The following is a 24,896-nucleotide window of genomic DNA, read 5'->3' on the forward strand; positions in this document are numbered from 1 at the left end:
GTCGGCCTCACACGTTTGCAGGTGTGACCCAACGTTAACGAATACAGCGAAGTTGTTGCGATGGGTTAACGATAGGTTACCGGCGCATGACTCAGGAAACTCACAAGGGTTATCCGCGTGGTGCGCAAATCCTTTTCAGCCCGTTCTCAGTGGGACGCGAGGGTTTCGTCCATCGGCCCGGCGCGGCCCGTATCTCCCGAGCGGCGATAAAAGCGGTGGTCAGACGGCTGTCTCATGCCCAGCGGGTTAGGCGTCGACGGTTCTGCTTGGATTTGTGGCACCACCGTGAGCGAGGTCCTTTCATGAAATGTGTGCTGGCCGCCTACGGCAGTCGCGGCGACGTCGAACCCTGCGCCGCCGTCGCGCGGGAGCTGCAACACCGGGGCCACGACGTCGTGATCGCGGTGCCGCCCGACAAGCTCGCCTTGGCCGAGTCGGCCGGGCTGGCCGCGGTCGCCTACGGGCCCGACAGCCGCGAGCAGCTCGATACGGCCACCGACTTCGTCCGCAACGTCCAGGAGCCGATCGGCGTCTTGCCCCAACTCATCGAACGTGTCACCCAGATCTGGACGGAAAAGAGCGAGACGCTGGCCTCGCTGGCAGCCGATGCCGGCCTCCTGGTGGCGGGCATGAACGAGCAGCGGCTCGCCGCCAACGTCGCTGAGCGCTTCGGCATTCCGCTGGCCGCGCTGCACTTCTTCCCCGCCGACGCCCTGGAGCTCGGCTGGTTACAGTCCCACGTCACGAGCGCGGCCGAAGCCGCACAACGTACAGCGCTCGGTTTGCCCGCGGCAGCCGCACCGTCGACAGGGCCGACGCTCGAGGTGCAAACCTATGACGAGCTGTGCGTGCCCGAGCTGGCAAAGCGGTGGGCCACCCCGCAGTACCGACGGCCGTTCGTCGGTTCCCTGACGCTGGGCATGCCCGGCGATGCCGACGACGAGGTGTTGTCCTGGATCGCCGGCGGGGCCCCGCCCATCTACTTCGGGTTCGGTAGCACCCCCGTCACCTCCCCCGCCGAAACGGTCGCCGTCATCAGCGCGGCCTGTGCGCGCCTGGGCGAGCGGGCGTTGATCTGCAGCGGCCCAAACGATTTCACCCGCATCCCGCCGTCTGATCACGTCAAGATCGTGGAGGCGGTGAATCACGCCGCCGTCTTTCCGGCCTGCCGCGCGATCGCGCACCACGGCGGGGCCGGCACCACCGCCGCGGGTTTGCGGGCCGGAGTGCCCATGCTGATTCTGTGGCTCTGGCTCGATCAGCCGATGTGGGCCGAGGCCGTCAGCGCATTGGAAGTCGGCGTAGCGCGGGCGTTCTCGGAGTCCACCCTGGACTCACTGGCCGCGGACCTGCGCTGCGTGCTCGACGCGCGCTACCTCGGCCGAGCCCGCGAGGTCGCCGCCCAAATGACAAAACCCGCCCAGAGCGTTGCCCGCGCCGCCGATCTCCTCGAAGACGCCGCCCGCACGGCGCGGCGCGACTGACCGGCGCAGGCCAGTGGTGCAAAGCCGCCATGTCGTGTAGAAGGTTCTGGTGCAGGAACCGCCGGATGGATCATTCGATCCGTTGATGCTGCGCGAAGCGCTCATCCGGCGGATGTATCGCCGGTCGTCGGCCGAGGGCCAGATCAGGGTGCCGGCCGTGCCGGGCCTGATCGACGAGTACGTGCAATTGTGCGGCAACGTCTGCGCCACGCTGGGCGTCTGGTACACCCCCGAACAGTCCGCACAGCTGCGGGCCGCGCTGGAAGTCGAGTTGGCGAAGGCGTTCAAGGCCTCCCCCCGCTCCGACGTGGTCATCGCCTACCACTCCCCGTTCGGGTCGGGCGGCGTGAACTTCCGCGTCCAGGCCGACGCGCGGACAATCGAGGCCGACTACGAGCAGTGGGTTGCCGCGCGCCCGCCGCCGCTGTTCGGCACCGAGCCGGACGCGCGGGTGCTGGATCTCGCCGCGCAAGCGGCCGACCCGGCCGCCTTTCGGGTGCTCGACGTCGGCGCGGGGACCGGCCGCAACGCCCTGGCCCTGGCCCGCCGCGGTCACCCGGTCGATGCGGTGGAGATGACCCCGAAGTTCGCCGACGTCATGCGCGCGGAAGCCGACAGTGCAGCGCTGCGCGTGAACGTCATCCAAAGCGACGTGTTCACGGCGATGGAGGGTGCGCACGCGGACTACCACCTGATGGTGCTCTCGGAGGTGGTGCCCGACTTCCGAACTCCGCACGAGTTGCGCGGCATGTTCGAACTCGCCGCGGAATGTCTGGCGCCGGCCGGGCACCTGGTCTTCAACACCTTCCTGGCCCGTGAGGGCTACGCGCCCGACGACGCCGCGGTGCAACTCAGCCAACAGTGCAACAGCATGATCTTCACCCGAGACGAGGTGAAAGACGCGGCGGCCGGACTGCCTCTCGAGCCCGTTGCCGACGACTCCGCCTACGCATACGAGAAGGCGCGGTTGCCCGCCGAGGCGTGGCCGCCCACGGGGTGGTTCGAGGGATGGGCCACCGGCATCGACGTGTTCGACGTCGAGCGAGACGACTGCCCGATCGAGCTGCGCTGGCTCGTCTTTGCGAAGACGGGCTGAGATCGGTTGCGGCCTATGCGGTCAGGTCGCGCGTAGCCGGACCTTCCAACAAGGTGCCGTCGGGCGCGAAGCGCGACCCGTGCAGCGGGCATTCCCACGCCTTGTCGGCGTCGTTCCAGTTCACGATCCCGCCGAGGTGTGGGCACACCGGTGAGACGCGGTGCTCGATACCGTCGACGCGGCAGCGGGCTTCCAGGTGCCACGGCGGACCGCTCACCACGCCGCCTTCCCCGTCGACGGGGCTGCGGCGCCCGATCCGTGTCGCCGGGGTGATCCAGCCCTTGGTCAAATTGAACCCGACCTCGAGGTTGGCCTGCAGGGCCGTCGCCAAGCCCGTCAGCTCGTGCGGGCTCCAGCTGGCGAACGCGCGGGCCCAGTCCATCCGCCCGCCCAGCATCCGGCTCGACAGCGCCAAGGCCGCCGCGGCCCCGTTGGTCATGCCCCATTTGTTGAAACCCGTTGCGACAAAGATGCTTTCGTTGTTCGGCAGGATGGGACCCACGTAGGGCAGATGGTCGATGGGCGTGTAGTCCTGCGCGGACCAGAAGTGGGTTTGCACGGCGCCGGGATAGTGCTTGCGCGTCCACGCGGCCAGTTCGTCGAGCGCTTCGGACGGGCTCTTCTCGCGACCGACCGTGTGGCCGGCTCCCCCCACGATCAGCCGCTCGCCGTCCGCGACCGGCGCGTAGCGCACCGAACGTGTCGGCGAGTCGGTGGTGATCATCATCGGCCGGGTGATGTTGCCGGGGACCTTGAAGGCAAGGCAGTAAGACCGGCTGGGTTTGACCCGCGCGAAGTAGCCACCGCGATCCAGGATCGGGATCCCGGTGGCAAGCACCAGCTGGCCGGCCTGGAGTTCGACGTCCTGCTGGGCGGCGTCGTTGACGTGCACCCGCACCCCCTTGCCGCGCGAGGAGACTCGCCGCACCCGGGTGTGCTCGACCAGCCGCCCACCCCGATTGAGCAACTCGACGGCCAACGAGTCGAGGAAGGGCATGGGGTCGAACTGCGCCTGGTCGGGCAGCCGCACGCCGCCGTGATATTCGAACGGCACGTCGGCATCGTCTTCCCACACCGCCGGCAGGCCGACCGCCTGGCACGCCTTGAGTTCGGCGCGCGCCGACGGCACACCCCGAGCCGATTGGGCGTAGGTGTAGGCATCCTCGCGCTGCACTGCCACCCCGTGCGCCTCGCAGTGGCCCAGCACCCATTCCTGTCCTTCGCGATTGCCGTCGACGTACGCGCGCGCCACATCCCTGCCGTGCCGCGGCAGCACCTTCGACAGGTGGCTACCTTGCAGCAGGCTGATTTTGGCGGTCGTGTTGCCGGTCGCGCAGGCACCCACCGTGCGCGCCTCCAGGACCAGCACGTCCTTGCCCGCGCGGGCCAGCAGCACCGCCGTCATCAGGCCGGTGATGCCGGCGCCCACGACGATGACATCGGCGGATGCGGGGCCCCGGTCAAGCGGGCTTGCCGCCCAAGGCCGTTCGGTTCGGTCGGTCATCCACAAAGAAGTCACGGCTGTGCTGATACCCCAACCCGGCACGGGGAAACGCCGCGCGGCTCACCCCTGCGTCAACCGGGCTTTCGCCTCCTTAAGCGCGTCGGCGGCGGCTCGGCTGGCTTCCTTGGCCTTGTCATAGTCGTGTTCGGCGCTGGCGAGTTCCCGCTCGGCTCTCCGCAGCGCCCTTGCGGCCTCGTCGCGGTGCTGCCGGGCCTCATCTCGTTGGGCTTCCCGCTCGGTCAACCGGTCGTCGGCATCGGCTTTGGCCCGTTCGGCGGCGGCGACGGCCGCGCCGAGCTTCTCGCCGCGCCGGCTCGGGGATTTCTTGCGCGACGATCCCGGCGCCGCGTCACCGAAGGCGCCGAAGCCCGACCACTGCTCGGGCCGGGTCAGCCGGCCCAGCCGCGCCCTCGCCTGCGGGTCGGCGATGGCGGCTTGCAGCGTGCTGGTCAGGTCTTCGCGCACGGACGCCGATGGCTGTTTCACATCGGCGACGTGTAGCGCGTCGCGAGTGAGTTCGTCGATGAGCGTGCGTTGCTCGGCCGACAGGTCGCGGATGCGTGCGCCGTCCATCGCGGCGTGCGCGGCTCGCAACCGCTCACCGAGGTCGGCCAGACGCTCCCGGGTGTCCTTGCGCCGCAGGGCCAGCCGGTTGACGATCCACGCCGCCGTCGTCGGTTTGTTGGCCGCCGAAATGCGTTGGGCGGCGTCGTCGTCACCGCGCTGCTTGGCCGCCGCGGTCAACCTGGCGCGCTCCGCCGTGAAATCCTTGGGCGGCACGTCATAGAGATCGTCGAGTTCGTCGTCGGCCATGAAGCCATGATCTCTCGCGGCCCGGGCGACGGCCCGCATCCAAGGGCGCAGGGCACCCCACGTTTACGAGAGCGTTGCGGGGGTTATCAGGTGCACACCATGACAATCCGTTGGTCCCGCCGGCTGCTGCTGGCCGTGTTCGTAGTCGTCGGGGTGGTCGGCTCGATCCAGATCGCGGCGCGGGGTCATCACCCCGGAACCGCCGCGACGGCGCCCGGGCCGGCGCAAGTGACGTTCACCCCCGGCCCCGACGCGCACGATGTCGACCCCGTCGCCCCCGTCATGGTCAAAGCCGAGGTGGGCACCCTGGCCGGTGTCGACATGGTCAACGAGGCCGGCACCTCGGTCCAGGGCGTCATGACCCCGGACAACCTGGTGTGGAAGCCCACCGTCCCGTTGGGATACGGGCGCACATACACGCTGACGGTCACCAGCCGTGGCACCAATGGCGTTGCGGCCAAACAAGTCTCGACGTTCACTACCTTGCGACCGTCCAACCAGACCAAGGTGTCGTTCACCACCACGGCGGAGGCCCCGCTGCGCGACGGCGGCACCTACGGTGTCGGAACGGTGATCGTCGCGCACTTCGACGAGCAGATCGCCGACCGGGCCGCCGCCGAGCGACGCCTGGCCGTGACCACCACCCCGAAGGTCCAGGGGTCGTGGTTCTGGGTCGACGGCCAAAACGCGCACTGGCGACCGGAGCACTACTACGCCCCGGGTACGCAGATCACGGCCGAGGCGCAAATCTACGGAATCGCCTTGGGCGACGGGCTATTCGGCCAAACCGACAGCCGGGTCTCGTTCCGGATCGGTGACGCGCACGTCTCCATCGCCGACGACGCCACCAAACAGGTCAGCGTCTTCAACAACGGAGCGTTGGTGCGCACGATGCCCACCAGCATGGGAATGGGCGGCACCGAAGATGTCGGCGGCCGCAAGATCTCGCTGTGGACCCCGCCGGGCGTCTACACCGTGCTCGACAAGGGCAATCCCGTGGTCATGGACTCCTCGACGTTCGGGTTGCCCAAAAACTCCCGGCTCGGGTACCGCGAAACCATCAACTACGCCACCAAGATCAGCACGGACGGCATCTACCTGCATGAGCTCGAGGCGACGGTGTGGGCCCAGGGACATCGCGACACGTCCCATGGGTGCTTGAACCTCAACGCCGACAACGCGAAATGGTTCTACGACTTTTCGGTGCCCGGCGACGTGGTCGAGGTCCGCAACAGCGGCGGGCCGCCGCTGGCGCTGGAGCAAAACGGCGATTGGACGCTCAGCTGGGACCAGTGGCGCGAAGGCAGCGCGCTCAAGCCCACCTGACGCCGGCCCGCCGTGGCTGCGAAGTGACGCAGCCCATTGGTCACCCGGAATTGTGCTCCACTTCACAAGAAACTCTTGACTCGTTCCAGATAAGTGCGTCATATTGGTGCGGTGTCATCGACGGCCGATTACGCGGACAGGTTGCGGATGGCCGATCTGCGGGTCACCCGTCCCAGGGTTGCCGTGCTGCAAGTCGTGGACGCCAACCCGCACGCCGACACCGAGACGATCTTCTCGGCGGTCCGGGTGGGCCTGCCCGATGTGTCGCGCCAGGCCGTCTACGACGTTCTCAACGCGCTGACCACGGTGGGTCTGGTCCGGCGCATCCAGCCGTTGGGCATGGTCGCGCGCTACGAGTCGCGGGTCGGCGACAACCATCATCACGTCGTGTGCCGGTCCTGCGGGATCATCGGCGACATCGACTGCGCCGTCGGGGAGGCGCCGTGCCTGACACCGTCCGACGACGACAACGTTCTTGATGGCTTCGTTCTCGACGAGGCCGAAGTCATCTACTGGGGCCTGTGCGCCGATTGCTCGACTGCAGGCTCCTAGATCACGCCCCGTGATCGCAGCCCGATTCACCCACCCTCGAAAGGAATGCTGTGTCATCTGATACATCCGGTAGCCGCCCACCCCAACCGGCCGGCGGGACGGCTAGCACGAGCGAGAGCGAAAACCCAGCAATCCCTTCACCGCAGCCGAAGGCCCACGCCCCGCTGACCAACCAGGACTGGTGGCCCGACCAGGTCGACGTCTCCAGGCTGCACCCGCACTCGCCGCAGTCCAACCCGCTCGGGGACGACTTCGACTACGCCGCGGAGTTCGCCAAGCTCGACGTCGACGAGCTCAAGGCCGACATGATCTCGCTGATGACCACGTCGCAGGACTGGTGGCCCGCCGATTACGGCCACTACGGCGGCCTGTTCATCCGCATGAGTTGGCACGCCGCGGGCACCTACCGCATTCACGACGGCCGCGGCGGCGCCGGCCAGGGCATGCAGCGTTTCGCCCCGCTGAACAGCTGGCCGGACAACGCCAGCCTGGATAAGGCCCGACGGCTGCTCTGGCCGATCAAGAAGAAGTACGGCAACAAACTCTCCTGGGCGGACCTGATCACCTTCGCCGGCAACGTGGCCCTGGAGTCGATGGGCTTCAAGACCTTCGGCTTCGGCTTCGGTCGCGAAGACGTCTGGGAGCCCGAAGAGATCCTCTGGGGAGAAGAGGAGGAATGGTTGGGCACCGACAAGCGCTACTCGGGTGAGCGCGATCTCGCGCAGCCCTACGGCGCGACGACCATGGGCCTGATCTACGTCAACCCCGAAGGCCCGGAGGGCAAGCCCGATCCGATCGCCGCGGCGATCGACATCCGCGAGACGTTCGGCCGGATGGCGATGAACGACGAGGAGACCGCCGCGCTCATCGTCGGGGGTCACAGCTTCGGCAAGACCCACGGCGCCGGCGACGCCGACCTGGTCGGTCCCGAGCCGGAGGCCGCCCCGATCGAACAGCAGGGGCTCGGGTGGAAGAGCTCGTATGGCACCGGTTCGGGCAAGGATGCGATCACCAGCGGCCTCGAGGTGGTCTGGACGCCCACCCCGACGAAGTGGGACAACAGCTTCCTCGAGACGCTGTACGGCTACGAATGGGAGCTGACCAAGAGCCCCGCCGGGGCGTGGCAGTTCACCGCCAAGGACGGTGCGGGAGCGGGCACGATCCCCGACCCGTTCGGCGGTGCGGGCCGCCCCCCGACGATGCTGGTCACCGACATCTCGTTGCGGGAGTCCCCGATCTACGCCGACATCACGCGGCGCTGGTTGGACCATCCCGAGGAGCTCGCCGACGCGTTCGCCAAGGCGTGGTACAAGCTGCTGCACCGCGACATGGGCCCGATCACCCGCTACCTGGGCCCGTGGGTCGCCGAGCCGCAGCTCTGGCAGGACCCCGTCCCCGCCGTCGACCACGAACTCGTCGACGACAACGACGTCGCGGCGCTGAAGAAAAAGGTGCTCGACTCCGGGCTGTCCATTCCGCAGCTCGTCAAAACGGCCTGGTCGGCGGCGGCGAGTTATCGCAACACCGACAAGCGCGGCGGAGCGAACGGCGGTCGGCTGCGCCTGCAGCCGCAGCGCAACTGGGAGGCCAACGAGCCCTCCGAGCTGGACAAGGTGCTGCCGGTGCTGGAAAAGATCCAGCAGGACTTCAACGCCTCGGCATCCGGCGGCAAGAAGATCTCGCTGGCCGACCTGATCGTGCTGGCGGGCTCGGCCGCCGTCGAAAAGGCCGCCAAGGACGCCGGCTACGAGATCTCGGTGCACTTCGCGCCGGGGCGTACCGACGCCTCGCAGGAGAGCACCGACGTGGAGTCGTTCGCGGTGCTCGAACCGCGGGCCGACGGGTTCCGCAACTACATCCGGCCGGGCGAGAAGGCTCCGCTGGAGCAGCTGCTGCTGGAGCGGGCGTACCTGTTGGGCGTGACCGGTCCGGAGATGACGGTGCTCGTCGGGGGCCTGCGTGCCCTCGGCGCCAACCACGGCGGCAGCAAGCACGGCGTGTTCACCGACAGGCCGGGCGCGTTGACCAACGACTTCTTCGTCAACCTGCTCGACATGGGCACCGAGTGGAAGGCGTCGGAGACCGCGGAGAACGTCTACGAGGGACACGACCGGGCTTCCGGCGCGCTCAAGTGGACCGCGACCGCGAATGACCTTGTCTTCGGCTCCAACTCGGTGCTGCGTGGACTGGTCGAGGTCTACGCCCAGGATGACGCCCACGGGAAGTTCGTCGAGGACTTCGTCGCGGCGTGGGTGAAGGTCATGAACAGCGACCGGTTCGACCTCAAGTAAAGGCCGGACAGCGAGCGGCACCCCGCGGGCCATCGGCGCGCGGGGTGCCGTTTCGAGTGTGGGGCTTGTGCACTGAAACGGGCCGCCGCTTTTCGTGCATGAGCCCCACGGTCGACGCGCGGATCAGCGGGCCAGATCCCATTGCCCATAATCGGCCGCGAGGACGTCGTCGACGTCCACGTTGATCCCGCCGAGCAGCGGGCCCGGGTTCGACGGGCTGTTGACGACGGCCTGATAGAGCACCGCCGCCGGTTCGCGCTCCCCGTGCGACCACGAACGCGTCTGCCACGCCCACCGGTGGCCGGGCGTGCTGGAACTCCCGATGACGCCGTCGCGGATGGCCCACCCGCACGCCCTGGCATGCCCGTAGATGCCGGTACGAGCGACGCCCAGCACCGAATTGATCCCCCGCAACCAGTCGACACCAACGCTATTCCAGGTGTTGTCGTCGATATCGTCGTCGATGCTGAAGAAGATCGGCGCCGAATCCGGTCCCCCGGCCGCGGCGTGCAGCCGCATCGCCGTCTGGGCGTCGGCCACGCCGCCGTCGTGCCCGCGGGTGCAGTCCGACGGGTCGGGCCAACCCGGCTTGCCGTACTGGAAGTTGCTGACGATCTGCAACCCCGCCGCGCGCAGCGAGTCCGCGTACTGGCGGGTAATGGGCTTCGCCTCGAAGTTCGCGCCGGGGCGCGACTCCGACACGTAATTGACCACCCCGCCGTATCCCGCGGCCTTGATCTCCTCCGGCGCGATCCTCTTCTCGGCGAAATCGATCAGCGTCAGACCGGCGGCCGCCGCTTGCGGCCCCTCGGCAATCGCGCCGACCGCGCCCACGCTCAGCAGGGCCGGGGCGAGCGCGTACTTCAGGACGTCGCGTCTGGAAACAGAGCGCGGCGTGTGTCCCGCCGGTGCAGCCGAATCCCGCACCGCGCGATGGTAACAAAGCCCCCCGACCGCGCGTTGTCGCCGGTCAGCGGCCGCGACCCACCGGCCGGAAAGCCGGCCGCCGTCGGCCAGTGGCATGATCTTGGCGTGTCGGATATCCCGGAAGCCGTCGTCGCGCGGGGCGGTGGATCTCGGGCTCGTTGCGCTCACTTAGGTGACCGAACTATAGTCTGGACACATGTCCAGTTTGCTGTCACGGAGTTCGGGAGCCCGTTGACCGCGATGGATTCGGCGCCTTTCCGCGGTCATTTTCCAGCACAGAAGAGTTGAGTATGCGAATTGCCCTGCTGTCCTACCGTAGTAAGACCCATTGCGGCGGACAGGGCGTCTACGTGCGCCATCTCAGCCACGGCCTGGTGGAACTCGGTCATGACGTCGAGGTGTTTTCCGGCCAGCCCTATCCCGACCTGCTCGACCCCCGCGTCCGGCTCACCGAGGTTCCGAGCCTTGATCTCTATCGGGAACCCGACCCGTTCCGGGTGCCGCGGCCGAGCGAAATCCGCGACTCCATCGACCTTCTGGAATTGCTGACCACATGGACCGCGGGCTTTCCCGAACCGCGGACCTTCACGATGCGGGCCGCACGGTTGTTGGCCGAGCGGGCAGCCGATTTCGACGTCGTCCACGACAACCAGAGCCTGGGCACCGGACTGCTCAGCATCGCGGGCGCGGGGCTGCCGGTGGTGGCCACGGTGCACCACCCGATCACCCGCGATCGGGTGCTGGATCTGGCGGCGGCGCGATGGTGGCGAAAACCGTTGGTGCGCCGCTGGTATGGGTTCTTGGACATGCAGCAGGAGGTCGCCCGCCACATCCCCGACCTGTTGACGGTCTCGTCGTCGTCGGCCGCCGACATCATCAGTGACTTCGGTGTCTCGCCGGACCAGCTGCACGTGGTGCCGCTCGGGGTGAACACCGAGCTGTTCAAACCGGGCTCCGGCCCGCGGGAGCCGGGCCGCATCATCGCGATCGCCAGCGCCGACACCCCGCTGAAAGGCGTCCGCACCCTGCTGCAGGCCGTCGCCAGGCTGCGCACCGTCCGGGATCTCGAGCTGCGGCTCGTCGCCAAGGTCGAACCCAACGGCCCGACCCACAAGCTCATCGCCGAGCTCGGCATCTCCGACATCGTGCACATCACCAGCGGGCTCTCCGACGCCGAGCTCGCGGCGTTGTTCGCGTCCGCGGAGGTGGCCTGCATCCCGTCGCTCTACGAAGGCTTCTCGCTGCCGGCCGTGGAGGCCATGGCCAGCGGCACCCCGATCGTCGCCAGCCGGGTGGGCGCGCTGCCGGAAGTCCTTGGGACGGACGGCGCTTGCGCCGAGCTGGTGCCGCCCGCCGACGTGGACGCCCTGACCCGCGCGCTCGGTGAACTCCTGGATTCTCCGGAAAAGCGCCGCCACCTCGGCAAGGCGGGACGGACACGCGCAGTCGACGTGTTCAGCTGGGAAGCCGTCGCCGCCCAAACCGTTCGGGTCTACGAGCGGGCGATCGCACGCGCCGCGCGAGGTGAAGCGACATGCTGACAGTCGATTTCGATCGGCTGGGGATCGGGCCGTCGAGCAAGGTCATCGACGTGGGTTGCGGCGCGGGCCGGCACGCCTTCGAAGCGTACCGGCGTGGTGCCGACGTTGTCGCCTTTGACCGCGATGAGGACGAATTACGGTCGGTGGACACCATTTTGCGCGCGATGGCCGACAACGGCGAGGCGCCCGCCGGCGCCTCGGCGAAGGTGGTCGTCGGGGATGCGCTCAAGTTGCCCTACGCCGACCAGACATTCGACTGCGTCATCGCCTCGGAGATTCTGGAGCACATACCGCACGACGACATCGCCATCGCCGAACTGATCAGGGTGCTCAAAGTCGGTGGCACGCTGGCGGTCAGCGTGCCGCGTTGGCTGCCCGAGCGGGTGTGCTGGTTGCTGTCCGACGAATACCACGCCAACGAGGGCGGCCACGTGCGGATCTACCGGGCCAACGAATTGCGCGGCAAGATCCTCGATGGCGGAATGGAATTGACGCATACCCATCACGCGCACGCGCTGCACTCCCCCTTCTGGTGGCTCAAATGCGCTGTGGGTGTCTCCAACACCGACCACCGGGCGGTGACCGCCTACCACAAGCTTCTGGTCTGGGATCTGATGCAGCGGCCCAAGGTCACCCAGCTGGCCGAGTCGCTGCTCAACCCGCTGGTGGGCAAGAGCGTGGCGATGTACTTCGTCAAACAACAGGAGGCCGATAGCCAAGCGACCGCGGGATATTCAGTTGCATCGGTCTAACCTGCCCGCGGTCGCGGGGGTACTCACTCCCGAACAATGCCGACAGACCGCGCTGTCCATTGCCGCCGCACAGGAATCCTCGGGAGCCATCCCCTGGTTCGACGGCGGCCACACCGACCCGTGGGATCACGTGGAGTGCGCGATGGCGCTCACCACCGCCGGGCTGCTGGAGCCGGCGCGGGCGGCCTTCGACTGGAGCCGCCGCACCCAGCGGTCGGATGGTTCCTGGCCCATCCAGTTTCGGGCGGGTGTGATCGAAGACGCCAACAGCGACAGCAACTTCTGCGCCTACATTGCCGCGGGTGTCTGGCACCACGTGCTCGTCACCGGCGACGCGTCGTTCGCGGCCGAGATGTGGCCGGTGGTGCACAAGGCGATTGACTTCGTCATCGACATGCAGATCGGCAACGGCGAGATCGCTTGGGCTCGAAGCGAAGCCGGTCTGTTGCCGGAGGCCCTGCTGACCGGGTGCTCCAGCGTGTTTCACAGCATCCGCTGCGCGCTCGCGCTGGCCGCCTTCGTTGACGATCCCCAGCCGGAGTGGGAATTGGCGGTGGGCAGACTGGGCCACGCCATCACCGACCACCCGGAGGCGTTCACCGAAAAAGAGCGCTACTCGATGGACTGGTACTACCCGATCCTCGGCAGCGCCTTGCGTGGTCCGGCGGCGGCCGCGCGCATCAAGCAGCGCTGGGATGACTTCGTGGTCGATGGTCTGGGCATCCGATGCGTCGGCGATCGCCCCTGGGTCACCGGCGCCGAGACGTGCGAGCTGGTGATGGCGCTGGATGCCCTCGGCCAGCGCCAGGACGCCCATCGCCAGTTCGCCGCGATGCAGCACCTTCGCGAGGACGACGGATCCTATTGGACGGGCCTGGTTTTCGCGGACGGGAAACGGTGGCCCGAGGAGCGCACCACCTGGACCGGCGCCGCGATGATCCTGGCGGCGGACGCCCTGTCGGGCGCGACCGGCGGCGCGGGGATCTTCCGCGGCGACGCGCTACCGATGGGCCTGCAGACCGACTTCGACTGCGAATGCGTCGTCACCGGGCCGGGCCGGTAAGCGCAGACCTCCGCTACACCGGCTCCCCGGGCTGGCCGCCGACCCGTTCGAGCACCCGTAGCGATCCGGTGGCCGATACCTCCCGGAACTTCCCGGAATCGATTGCGCGGCAGTAGATGTAATACGGCGGACGCCCACCGTCTTTGGGGTCGGGGAACACGTCGTGGATGACCAGCGCCCCACCGGCATCGACCCACTTGGCCCAACCGTCGAAGTCCCGGTTCGAGGCGTCCTCGCTGTGGCCGCCGTCGATGAACAGGAACTGCAACGGGGCCCGCCACGCCCGCGCCACCAGGGGCGACTTGCCGACGATCGTGACGACGTGTTCGTCCAACTGGGCGGTGTCGAGGGTGCGACGAAACGTCGGCAGGGTGTCGAACAAGCCCGTGACCTCGTCCACCAGCGAGGCGTCGTGGTATTCCCAGCCGGCCTGATGCTCCTCGGAGCCGTGGTGGTGGTCGATCGTGTAGAGCACGCTGGCGGTCTGCTGCGCCGCCGCGCCCAGCAACAGCGTGGACTTGCCGCAGTATGTCCCGATCTCCACGCCGGTGCCGCCGCGGAGATAGCGCAGCGCGGCGTCGTAGAGCGCGCGCCCTTCGTCGGCCGGCATGAAACCTTGTACCTGTTCGGCCAGTGCGAACAAGCGCTCGGGCGCGCCCGCGTCGACGTGATCCATCAGGTGAACCTATCGTCTGGATCGGCGCCGCCGTCGCCGTGGTCGATGTTCGCGCTGAGCGATCACACGAGGTCGTCGTGCCGGCCGGCCAGCGGGCGCGGCGCGATCCCTTTACCATCATGGGCGTGCGCGCCTTGCCTATTCGTAAATTCGGTGCTGTCGGCCTTGCCGCGGTCACGGTCGCGGCCGCCCTTGTGCTGGCTGCCGCACCCCTTCCGCCCGCGTCGCCACTCGCGGCGCCACCGGCGGCGGCCGCCTGCCCGCCGGTGCAGGTTGTGTTTGCCCGCGGCCGCAATGAGTCGCCCGGACCCGGCGTGCTGGGCAACGCGTTCATCAGTGCCCTGCGGTCCAAGGTGAACCGGACCGTCGACGCCTATGCCGTGCGATACCCCGCCGACACCGAGGTCGCCCAGGGCGCCAACGACATGAGCCACCACATCCAGGACGTGGTCAACAGTTGCCCCGACACGCGGCTGGTGCTCGGCGGCTACTCGCTGGGCGCGGCCGTCACCGACGTCGTGCTCGCGGCGCCCATCGGCGCGTTCGGTTTCGACAGCCCCCTGCCGCCGGGCGTCGATCAGCACATCGCCGCGGTCGCGTTGTTCGGTAACGGAAGCCAATGGGTGGGTCCGATCACCAACTTCAACCCGACCTATAACGACCGGACCATCGAGCTGTGCCACGGCGCCGACCCGATCTGCAACCCGGCCGACCCCAACACGTGGAAGCAGAACTGGCCGCAGCATCTCGCCGGCGCCTACATCGACGCGGGCATGGCCAATGAGGCCGCCGACTTCGTCGCGGGCAAGCTCTGATCGATTCGGCTAGGCGCCGATAGCCCAGGCTCCAGACGCCCGTGTTGTTTCCGGCGGCTGGTGCGTGCGTTGATCCCGGCACAGACGGGTATTAGGAACTCCAGCTGCGCGCGGAGGGATTTAGCCATTGCCGGATGACCAGATCGTCGACCTCAGATCCGCGCTCGCCAGGCTAGCGCGCCATTCCAAGCAGCTGATCGAGACCGACCGTCCGATCGACCCTATCGGCGAACTCGCCGGCGTCTACCGCCGCATCGGCGCCGGTGGAACCGTCGAACGACCGACACGCATCGGACCGGCCATGATTTTCAACAACGTGACCGGCTTCCCCGGCTGGCGGGTGCTCGTCGGACTGATGGCCAGCCGCAAACGTGTCGGCATCCTGCTCGAATCACCGGCGAACCGGCTCACCCAACGCATGGCCGAAGCCTACGAAAACGCCTTGGGACCAACGGATTTCAGTGGCGACCAGGCGCCCTGTCAAGAGGTCGTGCATCGCGCCGACGCCCCGGACTTCGATCTGCGGACTCTGCTGCCCGCGCCCACCAACACCGACCTGGATGCCGGCCCCTACTTCTGCCTCGGTTTGGTGCTGGGCAGCGACCCAGAACTCGGCACCGATGTCACCATTCACCGGTTGTGCGTGCAGGGCCGCGACGAGATGACGATCTTCTTCGCGCCCGGCCGCCACATCGACGCCTTCCGGCAACGCGCCGAAGCCGAGGGACGCAAATTCGAGATCACGGTCAACATGGGCCTGGACCCGGCGATCCCGATCGGCGCCACCTTCGAGGCGCCGACGACCCCGCTCGGCTACGACGAGCTGGCCATCGCCGGCGGCCTGCGCGGCAGGCCGGTCGAACTTGTCAGGGGCGTCACGGTCGAACAGAAGGCAATCGCCTCGGCCGAGGTCGTCATCGAGGGGCACATCATTCCCGGGGAACGGCAGGCCGAAGACCAGAACACCCACACCGGGCACGCCATGCCGGAGTTCCCCGGTTACGACGGGCCGGCCAACCCCGCGTTGCCGGTGATCAAGGTGACCGCGGTGACCACCCGCACCGATCCGATTTTGCAGACCCTGGTCGGCCCCGGCGAAGAGCACGTCAGTCTCGCCGGAATCCCCACGGAGGCCAGCATTTTCCACGCCCTGCACGACGCCATGCCCGGATTCGTGACCGACGTCTACTCCCATAGCGCCGGGGGCGGCAAGTTCCTGGCCATCCTCAAGTGCAACAAGACCAAGGCCTTTGATGACGGTCGCGCGCGCCAAGCCGCGCTCGTGGCGTTGGGTGTCTATTCGGAGTTAAAGAACGTCATCCTGGTGGATGCCGACGTCGACATCTTCGACAGCGACGACGTGCTGTGGGCGATGCAAACCCGGATGCAGGGTAACCGCGACATCATCACCATTCCCGGTGTGGCCGGCCACGTTCTGGATCCGACCCAGCAGCCGGAGTACGACCCGACGCTGCCGGCTAAAGGCACCAGCTGCAAAACAATTTTCGACGCCACCGCACCGTTTCACATGCAAGCCCAGTTCGAACGCGCGCACTTCCGCGACGTCGACCCCCGCCCGTATGCCCCCGATCTCGACTTGGAGTATCCGTGATGACCCAGCCGACCCAGCCCGACCGCCTCATCGTCGGGATCACCGGCGCCACCGGAATCGTCTACGGTGTCCGGGCCCTCGACGTGCTGCGCAGCGTCGGCATCGAGACCCACCTCATCGTCACCCGCGCCGGGCACCTGACCCGCGCCTACGAAACCGACCTGACCCGAGAGGAAATCGAGGCCCGCGCCGACCACGTGTACAGCGTCACCGACGTCGGCGCCCCCATGGCGTCAGGTTCCTTCCTCACGCGGGGCATGCTGATCGCGCCCGCATCGATGCGCAGCGTGGGCGAGATAGCCAACGGCGTGTCCAGCTCGCTACTGTCCCGGGCGGCGGACGTCGTCCTGAAGGAACGTCGCCGTTTGGTGCTCATGGTGCGCGAAGCGCCACTCAACCTGATCCACCTGCGCAACATGGCGACCATCAGCGAAGCCGGCGGCACCATCTTTCCGCCGGTGCCGGCCTTCTATTTCCGGCCCACCAGCATCGAGGACATTGTCGACCACTCCGTCGGCCGCGCTCTCGACCAATTCGGCATCCACACCGACGTCTTCCCCCGGTGGGACGACGACCTGCGCCGGGCCGTCGCGCAACGCGGTACGCCGGAAGTGCAGGAATCGCAGGAAGTGCCGGCGGGCCACGCCTAACGCAGGTTGGTGTGGGTCAGGTAGTCGAGTTGCACGAACCGGTCGGCCACCATCATCGGATGGTGGTGGGGCAGGCTGACCACCCCGGAACCAAGCCGGATCCGTTGGGTCCGTTGCCCGGCAACCGCCAGGAATATCGCCGGATCGGCGATATTCTCCCAGGCGGATACCCCGCCCGGAACCTGGCGCGGCGGACCGTCGCCGGATCAGGCCCGAGGACCGCTGAGTCAATGTGCGAGCGGAAACTAAAATAGAACACATATGTTCAGCCGCAGTATATGTTTTTCCGGCCGCGATATATATGTCTATAGCAAATTCATAAGGTGGATTGCGCGTGTTTATAGGGCCGCCAAAAGGTCAATTAAAATCAACGAGAACGTGTACGAAAACCGAAGTTCAGCGTCCTTTTGGCCACGTCGGACGTGTTGAGTTCGCCGCAACCCGATAAATAGCGTCTCGGGGCAACCGGGCACGCCGACGTGTTCGTTCCGGTCCAAGTCCGCTGAAGGGAAATCGGATGTCATTCGTATCTGGTGCTCCAGACAAGTTGTCGGCCGCGGCCGCAAACCTCCAATCGATCGGCGCCGCGCTGAACGCCGAGAACACCGCCGCGGCGGGCCCGACGGTCGCGGTCGTTCCGGCGGCGGCCGATGAGGTTTCGGTCTTGGCCGCGGTGCGGTTTGCCGCTCATGCTCAGCGGTTTCAGGAACTGAGTGCGCGCGCGGCCGCGATTCAAGACTTGCTGGCGGTGATGTTGGCCGCGAGCGCCGGCTCGTATGCGGCGACCGAGGCGGCCAACGCGGCGTCGGCCGACTGAGCGCGCGGGGCTACTGAGGGATCAGAGCAACGGACTATGGCTTGCTGCCGCCCGAGGTCAACTCGGCGCGCATTTACGCCGCGCTGAAATCTATTGACGATTATATTTCGGAATACACGATGATCGACGATATGGTCGCGCTGCACAGCAAGTACTCGGGCCATTCATGCCAACGGCAACGGCAGCCGCGCAGGGCACCAACGCCATTGTTGCCGTGACGACATTCATGAAAGGTTTGACGCCCGCGGCCGCCAGGGTGTCGAGGGTGTCGAGGGTGGAGCTAATGCGCTGGGTTCCGCCGCGGCCGGGGCCGGCGGAAACGCGCGGCGGCCTGGGCGGGGCGCACCCTTCCGGCGTACGGATTCACGCCCGGTCGTGATGGCCAGGCCACCGGCCGCCGGCTGGGACGATAAAAGGGCGCTACGCGCGCCCGGCGAATCAAAAAGGTGATCAGGCCGGAGTGTTACTGCTGGAGCAGGCCCTGAAATTGCGGATCAGCGGAATAACCGCACTGCCCGAGACCGCGGCGCGCTGACGGGCGCGAAACGAAGGGTGGCGACGCATCGCTTCGTTACGTTCGCGTTCCCGACGTTGGGCGGCGGCCCATACCGGGTGGGACTGAAGGAAGATAACCGTGCCTTCTTGGGTATTCGCCACGATCGTCACTCCTCTCAGACCACCCGCAAAAGCTAGGACAGTGGTTATTGGATCGTGATTCCAGAATGCCCGCCGAATCCTGAGACCAAACCATCCGTCAAGATGAGAATTGACCATGAATTCCTCAGGTCTCGTTCGGATGCCACTGCCGTGCCGCCGTCCGCGTTGACCCGGCCGCGATTCGCACCATAGCGGCACGCTCCGACAATTCCCGTTTAACGTCGTGCACGGTTGGCTGCTATGGTCCCTTGCTTATGCCGGAGATCGATCGTCGCCGCATGATTCTGACGACCGGGATCGGCGTGCTGGCAGCCGCGCTGCCGGCCCCGAAAGCCTGGGCCCACCCGGCCGGACGGGATGAACCCGCCGGTCGGATACCGGCGCCTGCCGCGCCCAGCGGCCAGTCGGGGACCTATATTTTCGCCGACGAGTTCGACGGCCCTGCCGGTTCGGCACCCGATGCGTCCAAATGGGCAGTGGCGAAGGCCCGCGAGACGATCAAGGACCCGACCTATTGGGAGCGCCCCGAGAACATCGGCCAGTACCGCGATGATCGCCGGAACGTGTTCCTGGACGGCAAGTCGAATCTGGTGCTGCGCGCCGCCAAGGACGGGCCCACCTACTACAGCGGCAAGGTGCAGAGCCTGTGGCGCGGCGGGGTCGGCCACACCTGGGAGGCCCGGATCAAGCTGAACTGCCTGACCGCGGGCGCCTGGCCCGCGTACTGGCTCGGCAATGACGATCAGGGCGAGATCGACGTCATGGAGTGGTACGGCAACGGCAAGTGGCCGTCGGCCACCACCGTGCACGCCAAGGCCAACGGCGGCGAATGGAAGACGCACAACATCGCGGTGGACAGCGCCTGGCATACCTGGCGCACGCAGTGGGACGAGGCGGGCATCCGGTTCTGGAAGGACTACACCGACGGCGCCGCGCCCTACTTCGACGTGCCGGCCAGTTCCCTGCCCGATTGGCCTTTCAACGGGCCGGGTTACGCGGCCTATCCGGTCTTCAACCTGGCGGTGGCCGGATCGGGCGGCGAAGACCCGGGCCCCGGCACCTACCCCGCCGACATGCTCATCGACTGGATCCGTGTCTGGTAGACGGGCGCTCTCACTGCGTCAGCAGGGCGGTCGCGCTCCAGGCCCTGCCACCCGGGCGGCGGGGATCTGGCTGCGGCAGCCAGGCAAGTGGGCGCATCACGAGCGGCAAGCGATGCATTCGGCGAGCGGCTAGATACAGCGCTTCCACGTCGACGGTGCGCCAGCCGAGGTTTTCGAAGTAGGCCAGCCCGTTCTCGGGCGCGAACTTGAATGGCGCGTTCTGCAACATGCCCGCCATCTTCTTGTTCATCATCTTCTTCAAACCGGGCCCGGCGAAGTCGAGCATCCACCAGTGGACCTCGGGCCGCTTGATCGCCGCGGAAAGGGCTGTCACGTCAGCGTCTTCCAGATACATCAACAGGCCTTCGGTGAGCACCAACGCCTTGGTCGCGCCGTCGAGCGCCTCGTTCAGGAAGGCATCCCGGGCCTGCGGGTCGGCAAGGTCGACGGCGGCCCGCGTCAACCGGCAGCGCGGTACCTGGTCGGCCAGCACTTCCGTCTTTTCGGGGAGCAGCTTCGGCAGATCCGCCTCCACCCAGACGAAGTCGGGCGGAAGGTCGAGCCGATACGGCCGGGTGTCCAACCCGGCGGCCAGATTCAGCACCCGGTCGCAACCGTCGGCGATCGCTGCGGCGATGGCGTCATCGATGATCTTGGTCCGGGCGACCAGCCACCAACCATTGCGGGTCGTGCGGGGCACGTTGTCGACGATCGCGCGGCCGTGGTCACCGGCGAGAAGCCCGGCGAGCGGGTCGCTGAACAACGCGTCGGGACGGGCCGATTCGGTCGCCCGGTGCAACGCCGTCCAGCGGGCCGTATCCGATACATGGGTGATCGTGTGCGCTGGGCCTGACATACGTGCGTTATAGCAGCCTCGTCGCCGCCCTACTGACCTGCCCCGCCCGTGCAGCTTTCGCGCGAGAGTGCGACTACCGACGGTCTCTCTCGAAAAACGTGTCGGCAGTTGCACTCTCGCGCGTCGGATAGCCGGCGGCGGGGTCCGACAGGGGTCTAGAGCTGGGCCCAGACCGACTTCGTCTTCAGGTAGATCTCCAGGCCCTCTTTGCCGAACTCGTGACCCCAGCCGGACTGCTTGTAGCCGCCGAACGGCACATCGTGGTCGAAGACCAGCTGGCAGTTGACCTGAACGCTGCCGGCCTGCAACCGCCTCATGATCCGGTGGGCCCGACCGAGGTTCTCCGTCCACGCGGTGGCCGCCAGGCCGTAGGTGGTGTCGTTGGCCAGGGCCACGGCCTCGTCTTCGTCGTCGAACGGCAGGATGGTGACCACCGGCCCGAAGATCTCCTGCTGGTACAGCCGCATGCTCGTGCCGACGTTGGTGAGGACCGTCGGGTGGACGAAGTAACCCTTGCGGTCCAGACGGTGGCCGCCGGTGACCACCTCCACGCCGTCCTGCTTGCCCTCGTCGATGAAGCCCATGACCCGGTTCAGCTGCTTCTGGCTGATCAGCGGGCCACTGACGCAGCCCTCCTCGCTGGGGGCGCCCAGCTTGAACGAATTCGCCATCATCGCAACGCCTTCCACGACCCGGTCGTAGACGCCGCGCTGGGCGAAGATGCGCGACCCGCACACGCAGCCCTGGCCGGAGTGCACGAAGATGCCCAGCGACGCCATCATGATGGCGTTGTCGAGGTTGGCGTCGTCGAAGATCAGCACCGGCGATTTCCCGCCCAGTTCCAGCGTGACCTTCTTCAGGTTGTCCGCCGAGGCCCGCACGATCTCCTTGCCGACCTCGGTCGAGCCGGTGAAGGCGACCTTCTGGACGTCGGGGTGTGCGGTGATCGCGGCGCCCGCGGTGTGGCCGTAACCGGTCAGCAGGTTGACGACGCCCTCGGGCACGCCGGCCTCGTGAATGAGCCTGTCCAACAGCAGCGCCGACAGCGGCGTCTCCTCGGCGGGCTTGACGAGCAGGCTGCCGCCCGCGGCCAGGGCCGGTGCGAGCTTCGCGCTGGCATTGAAGATCGGGCCGTTCCACGGGAAGATCAGGCCCACCACGCTGTAGGGCTCTTTGAGCGTGTAGGCGTGCATGTTGACGTAGTTGTCGGTGGCGATGCCGTCGGTCTTCACGTCGTAGGCGACGCCGTTGATCTTCGAACACCAACCGGCGTAGTAGCGGAAGAACTCCGAGCAGGTGGACATCTGTAACTGGGCCTGCATCAACGGCATTCCCGTGTTCAGGGAGTCGAGTTGGGCGAACTCCTCAGCGTGTTCGTCGATCAAATCCCCGATCCGCCACAAGATCTTGGCCCGCTCTCGGCCGGGAAGCTCGGACCAGACACCCGACTCGAACGACTCCTTCGCCCGCGCGGCGGCGTCGTTGACCGCTTCCTGCCCGCAGTCGGTGAATTCGGTGATCGTCTCTTCGGTCGCGGGATCGATGACCGTGATGACGTCCCCCGTTCCGGGGCGCTTTCGAATGTCGTCCAGTACCGCCTGCACTGTCATCTGATCCCTTTCGTCTTGCCAGTCGTCGCACCAGCGCCGAATGCGCTCAGTGCTGAGCACTTGCTTAGCATTCTGCACACGGCCGGTCAAGCATTCGCAGGCGGATGGCCTCAGCGCAGTTCTTGGATGCGAATGAGGTTGCCCGCGGGATCGCGGACGGCGCAGTCGCGAAGGCCGTACGGCTGGTCGGTGGGCTCCTGGACGATGTCGACATCATTGTCCTGCAGGCGTTCGAAGGTGCCGTCCAGGTCCTTGGTGGCCAGCAGCAGCATGGCGTAGCTGCCCTTGACCATCATCTCGGCGATGGTGCGGCGCTCGTCGTCGGTGAGGCCCGGGTTGGCGGCGGGGGGGTTCAAGACGATGGAGGTGTCCGGCTGGTTCGGCGGGCCGACCGTGATCCAGCGCATCGTGCCCTTCCCGACGTCGAGGCGGACTTCGAAGCCGAGGACGTCGCGATAGAAGGCGAGCGACGATTCCGGATCGTCATGGGGAAGGAAGCTCGAATGAATGGTGATGTTCATGCGGTCAGGCTAGGCCCGGTGCGACGGCGGCTGCTTCTCGATTCCTGATCGGTCTCGTCACCTGTTTTTCCACGCATGGAGGTATGCCGGCCAGCGCATCGGCCGACTGCCGGCGGTAGGTGCTGGGCGGCACACCGACCAATTCGGTGAACCGGCTGCTGAAGGTGCCCAATGACGAGCAGCCGACCGCGAAGCACACCTCGGTGACGCTCAGATCGCCGCGGCGAAGCAGCGCCATCGCGCGCTCGATGCGCCGCGTCATCAAATAGGAGTACGGCGATTCGCCGTAGGCAGACCGGAATTCGCGGCTGAGGTGGCCGGCGGACATGTGCGCGTCACGGGCCAGCGCTTCGACGTTCAACGGTTGCGTGTAGTCCCGGTCGATGCGGTCCCGGACGCGGCGCAACAGCGCCAGGGTCCGCAGCCGCTGCGCCGTCGCGTCCGATCTGCCGGCCACCCGCTCGATGCTGCCACCCCGGGCCGCAAATCGCCTAAACCCGTGCGTCTCTGACCGTGCGTCGGGCGTTCAGGCCGTCACGGCGTTGTGCCATGCCAGCGGGTTGAGCCCGCGGTAGGGATCCTTTTCCCGCAACCGAAGCAGTTCGGCCAGTAGGGCTTCCAGTTGCCGTCGAGCCCGCTCTTTGACGATGTCCACCCACTGCTGGTTCTCGACACCGAGCGGTGTCGTGGTGTCGATCGGGGCGCCGAACCGCAAATACATCCGCTGCGGCCGCGGGATGAGGGTGGGGCCAATCCCCCGCACCAACGGCATCGCCATGTCCGGTCGGCCATTCAGTCGTCGAGTCAGCGCCGCACTGAACTTCGCGTACGCGCTGTCGCGTGTGGTCCAACTGCGATAGACGTCGTCGCCCCCGACCAGCCCGACCGGCACGATCGGGTAGCCGTTCTCCACCGAAACGCGGGCGAATCCGGAGCGTCCTTGCCAACGCAGCGCGTACTCCTCGCCCTTGAATTTCGCGATCTCGCGTCCGCCGCCGGGAAACACCAGGATGGTTTCGTCGTGGCGCATCAGTTCGCGGACAGTCTCGGGTGCGCCGATGACGCCGCCGAACGCCGCCATCAGGTCGGCGGGCAGCCCCCGCAGCCGCCCGAAATTCCGGTCAGCCAGCGGCCGCACCCGCGTTCCGATGCTGCGGCGCACCGTGTCTGGGATCAGAAAGACCTCGGAGCCGAACTGAGTGTGGTTACCCACCAACAGGAATCGCCCGTCGGGCGGCAGATTCTCCAGGCCGTCGACGTACGGCCGGGACAGGTCCAGAACGGGTTGCAGCCGGTTGGTCACCACATCGAGCACCCGGCGCAGCGACCGGACGCGCCCACTGGGTTCCATGATGCCAACCAGATCAACGTCGTCACTCATGGTCGGCGGGGCCGTCCGGACGCGAGAACACGACGATGCTCGCCGGCATCCCGAGTCGGCGCGGCGAGGTCAGGACCTCGACCCGTATCCCCGGGGCGGCGGCGTGGCCAAGGGTCTCGAGCGCCGATGTGCTGTATGCCCGCAACGCGCTGATGAACCCGTCGTGCAACGTCGGTGGTATCCAGGACCACGGCAATAGCGCGAGGTTCACCGGCAACGCCATCACCGGAAACAGCAAGGTAGCCAACGGCGTTCGCCTCTTGAGGTCAATGACCAAGAACCGCTTCCCGACCCGGGTGGCCTCGGCGATGGCGCGACAGGCGATCGCCGGCGGCAAGTGGTGAAACGCCATCGCAAACACCACCAGGTCATAGCTGTCGTCCGGGGCGTCAATGGCGGTTGCGTCGATCACCTCGGCGTGCGCCCGAGGGTGAGCGCCGAGCTCACTCGCGTTGATGTTGGCGACCGAGGTGGAGTCCACATCGGAGACGGTGACCGTAGCCGTGGGGTGCAGTTCGAGGAGCTTGGCGGACAGCTTGCCGTGACCCGCGCCCAGCTCGAGGACGCGTGGGTTGGGGATGTCGCCGACAACGTCCAGGGCGATCCGGGCGAAAGTTTCGTGCTGGTTGGTCAGGGTGCCGATGCGATCCAGCATCCCGATGACCTTCTGCTTGACCTCGTCGGCGATGTCGTCGCGGTCGAGGTACTCCAGCGCATCGGTCTCGAACCGACGATCCAGCCACGACGCATCAGGGCCGCCCCGCGGCATCGTCGCAATAGCGGTCTGGTCGAGCGTCTTGGCCGTGCCCATCACAACGTCTCCTTCACGATTTACCTTGTGCTCCCACC

Annotated in this window: 25 protein-coding genes and 1 pseudogene; 14 read left to right on the forward strand and 12 right to left on the reverse strand. The window is 67.1% G+C overall.

All coding sequences use genetic code 11. The features are described 5' to 3' along the window. Positions 1 to 302 precede the first annotated feature (302 nt). The gene (locus JF781_RS20930) at positions 303 to 1,484 is read left to right on the forward strand and encodes a glycosyltransferase (protein WP_225329295.1); all 1,182 of its coding nucleotides are present in this window, start codon (positions 303 to 305) and stop codon (positions 1,482 to 1,484) included. A 49-nt stretch (positions 1,485 to 1,533) separates the two neighbouring features. Continuing rightward, positions 1,534 to 2,580, forward strand: coding sequence for a bifunctional 2-polyprenyl-6-hydroxyphenol methylase/3-demethylubiquinol 3-O-methyltransferase UbiG (locus JF781_RS20935; RefSeq protein ID WP_225329294.1), 1,047 nt, complete (start codon positions 1,534 to 1,536; stop codon positions 2,578 to 2,580). Positions 2,581 to 2,593: 13 nt separating this feature from the next. Here the strand turns inward: JF781_RS20935 and JF781_RS20940 are convergent, their stop codons facing one another. Further along, positions 2,594 to 4,084, reverse strand: coding sequence for an FAD-dependent oxidoreductase (locus tag JF781_RS20940; protein WP_225329293.1), 1,491 nt, complete (start codon positions 4,082 to 4,084; stop codon positions 2,594 to 2,596). A gap of 60 nt (positions 4,085 to 4,144) precedes the next feature. Continuing rightward, a complete protein-coding gene (locus JF781_RS20945; protein ID WP_225329292.1) occupies positions 4,145 to 4,897 on the reverse strand; it encodes a hypothetical protein in 753 nt (250 codons plus the stop codon). Between the two features lie 99 nt (positions 4,898 to 4,996). Between JF781_RS20945 and JF781_RS20950 the strand changes: the two genes are divergently transcribed. The 3 genes from JF781_RS20950 to katG all read left to right on the forward strand — a co-directional run bounded on the left by JF781_RS20950 (position 4,997) and on the right by katG (position 9,066). Then, positions 4,997 to 6,223: an Ig-like domain-containing protein gene (locus tag JF781_RS20950; RefSeq protein WP_225329291.1), complete on the forward strand. Its 1,227-nt coding sequence runs from the start codon at positions 4,997 to 4,999 to the stop codon at positions 6,221 to 6,223. Between the two features lie 111 nt (positions 6,224 to 6,334). Then, on the forward strand, positions 6,335 to 6,775 hold the full coding sequence (locus tag JF781_RS20955; protein ID WP_225329290.1) for a Fur family transcriptional regulator: 441 nt from the start codon (positions 6,335 to 6,337) through the stop codon (positions 6,773 to 6,775). Between the two features lie 50 nt (positions 6,776 to 6,825). Continuing rightward, positions 6,826 to 9,066 carry a catalase/peroxidase HPI gene (katG, locus tag JF781_RS20960; RefSeq protein WP_225329289.1) on the forward strand — a complete coding sequence of 747 codons (2,241 nt, stop codon included), beginning with the start codon at positions 6,826 to 6,828 and terminating at the stop codon, positions 9,064 to 9,066. Between the two features lie 123 nt (positions 9,067 to 9,189). On the opposite strand, the gene JF781_RS20965 is transcribed toward katG, so the two are convergent. Beyond that, positions 9,190 to 9,993, reverse strand: coding sequence for a DUF1906 domain-containing protein (locus JF781_RS20965; protein WP_225329298.1), 804 nt, complete (start codon positions 9,991 to 9,993; stop codon positions 9,190 to 9,192). Between the two features lie 290 nt (positions 9,994 to 10,283). Between JF781_RS20965 and JF781_RS20970 the strand changes: the two genes are divergently transcribed. Genes JF781_RS20970 through JF781_RS20980 form a run of 3 tightly spaced genes read left to right on the forward strand, consistent with a single transcriptional unit; the run spans position 10,284 to position 13,349 of the window. Further along, positions 10,284 to 11,534 (forward strand): glycosyltransferase family 4 protein, encoded by a 1,251-nt coding sequence (locus tag JF781_RS20970; protein WP_225329288.1) that lies wholly within the window; start codon positions 10,284 to 10,286, stop codon positions 11,532 to 11,534. Beyond that, the gene (locus JF781_RS20975) at positions 11,528 to 12,286 is read left to right on the forward strand and encodes a class I SAM-dependent methyltransferase (RefSeq protein ID WP_225329287.1); all 759 of its coding nucleotides are present in this window, start codon (positions 11,528 to 11,530) and stop codon (positions 12,284 to 12,286) included. The genes JF781_RS20970 and JF781_RS20975 overlap by 7 nt, the downstream gene beginning before the upstream one ends. Beyond that, positions 12,273 to 13,349 carry a prenyltransferase gene (locus JF781_RS20980; protein WP_225329286.1) on the forward strand — a complete coding sequence of 359 codons (1,077 nt, stop codon included), beginning with the start codon at positions 12,273 to 12,275 and terminating at the stop codon, positions 13,347 to 13,349. Before JF781_RS20975 ends, JF781_RS20980 begins: the two co-directional genes overlap by 14 nt. 13 nt (positions 13,350 to 13,362) lie before the next feature. Here the strand turns inward: JF781_RS20980 and JF781_RS20985 are convergent, their stop codons facing one another. Next, complete coding sequence (locus JF781_RS20985) at positions 13,363 to 14,025, reverse strand: class I SAM-dependent methyltransferase (protein ID WP_225329285.1); 663 nt, start codon at positions 14,023 to 14,025, stop codon at positions 13,363 to 13,365. Between the two features lie 119 nt (positions 14,026 to 14,144). Here JF781_RS20985 and JF781_RS20990 point away from each other — a divergent pair, with 119 nt between their 5' ends. From JF781_RS20990 to JF781_RS21000, 3 genes are all read left to right on the forward strand, one after another. After that, complete coding sequence (locus tag JF781_RS20990) at positions 14,145 to 14,840, forward strand: cutinase family protein (protein WP_225329297.1); 696 nt, start codon at positions 14,145 to 14,147, stop codon at positions 14,838 to 14,840. A gap of 127 nt (positions 14,841 to 14,967) precedes the next feature. Further along, a complete protein-coding gene (locus tag JF781_RS20995) occupies positions 14,968 to 16,452 on the forward strand; it encodes a UbiD family decarboxylase (protein WP_225329284.1) in 1,485 nt (494 codons plus the stop codon). Continuing rightward, positions 16,452 to 17,102, forward strand: a complete 651-nt coding sequence (locus tag JF781_RS21000) for a UbiX family flavin prenyltransferase (RefSeq protein ID WP_225329283.1) — start codon at positions 16,452 to 16,454, stop codon at positions 17,100 to 17,102. The genes JF781_RS20995 and JF781_RS21000 overlap by 1 nt, the downstream gene beginning before the upstream one ends. Before the next feature lie 14 nt (positions 17,103 to 17,116). On the opposite strand, the pseudogene JF781_RS21005 reads toward JF781_RS21000, so the two are convergent. Then, positions 17,117 to 17,263: pseudogene (locus JF781_RS21005) on the reverse strand (LLM class flavin-dependent oxidoreductase); the annotation flags it as partial. Between the two features lie 356 nt (positions 17,264 to 17,619). On the opposite strand from JF781_RS21005, the gene JF781_RS21010 reads away from it, so the two are divergent. Together JF781_RS21010 and JF781_RS21015 are read left to right on the forward strand one after the other, a co-directional pair. Beyond that, positions 17,620 to 17,919, forward strand: a complete 300-nt coding sequence (locus JF781_RS21010) for a PE family protein (RefSeq protein ID WP_225329282.1) — start codon at positions 17,620 to 17,622, stop codon at positions 17,917 to 17,919. 41 nt (positions 17,920 to 17,960) lie between these two features. After that, a complete protein-coding gene (locus JF781_RS21015; protein ID WP_225329281.1) occupies positions 17,961 to 18,137 on the forward strand; it encodes a PPE family protein in 177 nt (58 codons plus the stop codon). Positions 18,138 to 18,369: 232 nt separating this feature from the next. Here JF781_RS21015 and JF781_RS21020 read toward each other — a convergent pair whose 3' ends face one another. Further along, positions 18,370 to 18,585 (reverse strand): hypothetical protein, encoded by a 216-nt coding sequence (locus JF781_RS21020; RefSeq protein WP_225341300.1) that lies wholly within the window; start codon positions 18,583 to 18,585, stop codon positions 18,370 to 18,372. Positions 18,586 to 18,830: 245 nt separating this feature from the next. On the opposite strand from JF781_RS21020, the gene JF781_RS21025 reads away from it, so the two are divergent. Next, on the forward strand, positions 18,831 to 19,679 hold the full coding sequence (locus tag JF781_RS21025; RefSeq protein ID WP_225329279.1) for a family 16 glycosylhydrolase: 849 nt from the start codon (positions 18,831 to 18,833) through the stop codon (positions 19,677 to 19,679). A 10-nt stretch (positions 19,680 to 19,689) separates the two neighbouring features. On the opposite strand, the gene JF781_RS21030 is transcribed toward JF781_RS21025, so the two are convergent. The 6 genes from JF781_RS21030 to JF781_RS21055 all read right to left on the reverse strand — a co-directional run bounded on the left by JF781_RS21030 (position 19,690) and on the right by JF781_RS21055 (position 24,858). After that, positions 19,690 to 20,535: an SAM-dependent methyltransferase gene (locus tag JF781_RS21030; protein ID WP_225329278.1), complete on the reverse strand. Its 846-nt coding sequence runs from the start codon at positions 20,533 to 20,535 to the stop codon at positions 19,690 to 19,692. 155 nt (positions 20,536 to 20,690) lie between these two features. Beyond that, a complete protein-coding gene (locus JF781_RS21035; RefSeq protein WP_225329277.1) occupies positions 20,691 to 22,145 on the reverse strand; it encodes an aldehyde dehydrogenase in 1,455 nt (484 codons plus the stop codon). A 110-nt stretch (positions 22,146 to 22,255) separates the two neighbouring features. Beyond that, positions 22,256 to 22,666, reverse strand: coding sequence for a VOC family protein (locus JF781_RS21040; protein WP_225329276.1), 411 nt, complete (start codon positions 22,664 to 22,666; stop codon positions 22,256 to 22,258). 4 nt (positions 22,667 to 22,670) lie between these two features. Then, positions 22,671 to 23,123, reverse strand: a complete 453-nt coding sequence (locus JF781_RS21045; RefSeq protein ID WP_225329275.1) for a helix-turn-helix transcriptional regulator — start codon at positions 23,121 to 23,123, stop codon at positions 22,671 to 22,673. Positions 23,124 to 23,192: 69 nt separating this feature from the next. After that, the gene (locus tag JF781_RS21050) at positions 23,193 to 24,047 is read right to left on the reverse strand and encodes a lysophospholipid acyltransferase family protein (protein ID WP_225329274.1); all 855 of its coding nucleotides are present in this window, start codon (positions 24,045 to 24,047) and stop codon (positions 23,193 to 23,195) included. Further along, positions 24,040 to 24,858 (reverse strand): class I SAM-dependent methyltransferase, encoded by an 819-nt coding sequence (locus tag JF781_RS21055; RefSeq protein WP_225329273.1) that lies wholly within the window; start codon positions 24,856 to 24,858, stop codon positions 24,040 to 24,042. Before JF781_RS21055 ends, JF781_RS21050 begins: the two co-directional genes overlap by 8 nt. Positions 24,859 to 24,896 lie beyond the last annotated feature (38 nt).

Origin of the sequence: Mycobacterium sp. WUMAC-067 (assembly GCF_020217485.1) — a bacterium.
Classification (GTDB): Bacteria; Actinomycetota; Actinomycetes; order Mycobacteriales; family Mycobacteriaceae; genus Mycobacterium.

Coding starts and splice junctions, on each gene's coding strand:
- JF781_RS21030 (WP_225329278.1), bottom strand. CDS start 20,535: ATGTCAGGCCCAGCGCACACGATCACCCATGTATCGGATACGGCCCGC.
- JF781_RS20940 (WP_225329293.1), bottom strand. CDS start 4,084: ATGACCGACCGAACCGAACGGCCTTGGGCGGCAAGCCCGCTTGACCGG.
- JF781_RS21035 (WP_225329277.1), bottom strand. CDS start 22,145: ATGACAGTGCAGGCGGTACTGGACGACATTCGAAAGCGCCCCGGAACG.
- JF781_RS20990 (WP_225329297.1), top strand. CDS start 14,145: ATGGGCGTGCGCGCCTTGCCTATTCGTAAATTCGGTGCTGTCGGCCTT.
- JF781_RS20975 (WP_225329287.1), top strand. CDS start 11,528: ATGCTGACAGTCGATTTCGATCGGCTGGGGATCGGGCCGTCGAGCAAG.
- JF781_RS20930 (WP_225329295.1), top strand. CDS start 303: ATGAAATGTGTGCTGGCCGCCTACGGCAGTCGCGGCGACGTCGAACCC.
- JF781_RS21050 (WP_225329274.1), bottom strand. CDS start 24,047: ATGAGTGACGACGTTGATCTGGTTGGCATCATGGAACCCAGTGGGCGC.
- JF781_RS21000 (WP_225329283.1), top strand. CDS start 16,452: ATGACCCAGCCGACCCAGCCCGACCGCCTCATCGTCGGGATCACCGGC.
- JF781_RS21025 (WP_225329279.1), top strand. CDS start 18,831: ATGCCGGAGATCGATCGTCGCCGCATGATTCTGACGACCGGGATCGGC.
- JF781_RS20970 (WP_225329288.1), top strand. CDS start 10,284: ATGCGAATTGCCCTGCTGTCCTACCGTAGTAAGACCCATTGCGGCGGA.
- JF781_RS20985 (WP_225329285.1), bottom strand. CDS start 14,025: ATGGATCACGTCGACGCGGGCGCGCCCGAGCGCTTGTTCGCACTGGCC.
- JF781_RS21055 (WP_225329273.1), bottom strand. CDS start 24,858: ATGGGCACGGCCAAGACGCTCGACCAGACCGCTATTGCGACGATGCCG.
- JF781_RS21040 (WP_225329276.1), bottom strand. CDS start 22,666: ATGAACATCACCATTCATTCGAGCTTCCTTCCCCATGACGATCCGGAA.
- JF781_RS20950 (WP_225329291.1), top strand. CDS start 4,997: ATGACAATCCGTTGGTCCCGCCGGCTGCTGCTGGCCGTGTTCGTAGTC.
- JF781_RS20945 (WP_225329292.1), bottom strand. CDS start 4,897: ATGGCCGACGACGAACTCGACGATCTCTATGACGTGCCGCCCAAGGAT.
- JF781_RS21010 (WP_225329282.1), top strand. CDS start 17,620: ATGTCATTCGTATCTGGTGCTCCAGACAAGTTGTCGGCCGCGGCCGCA.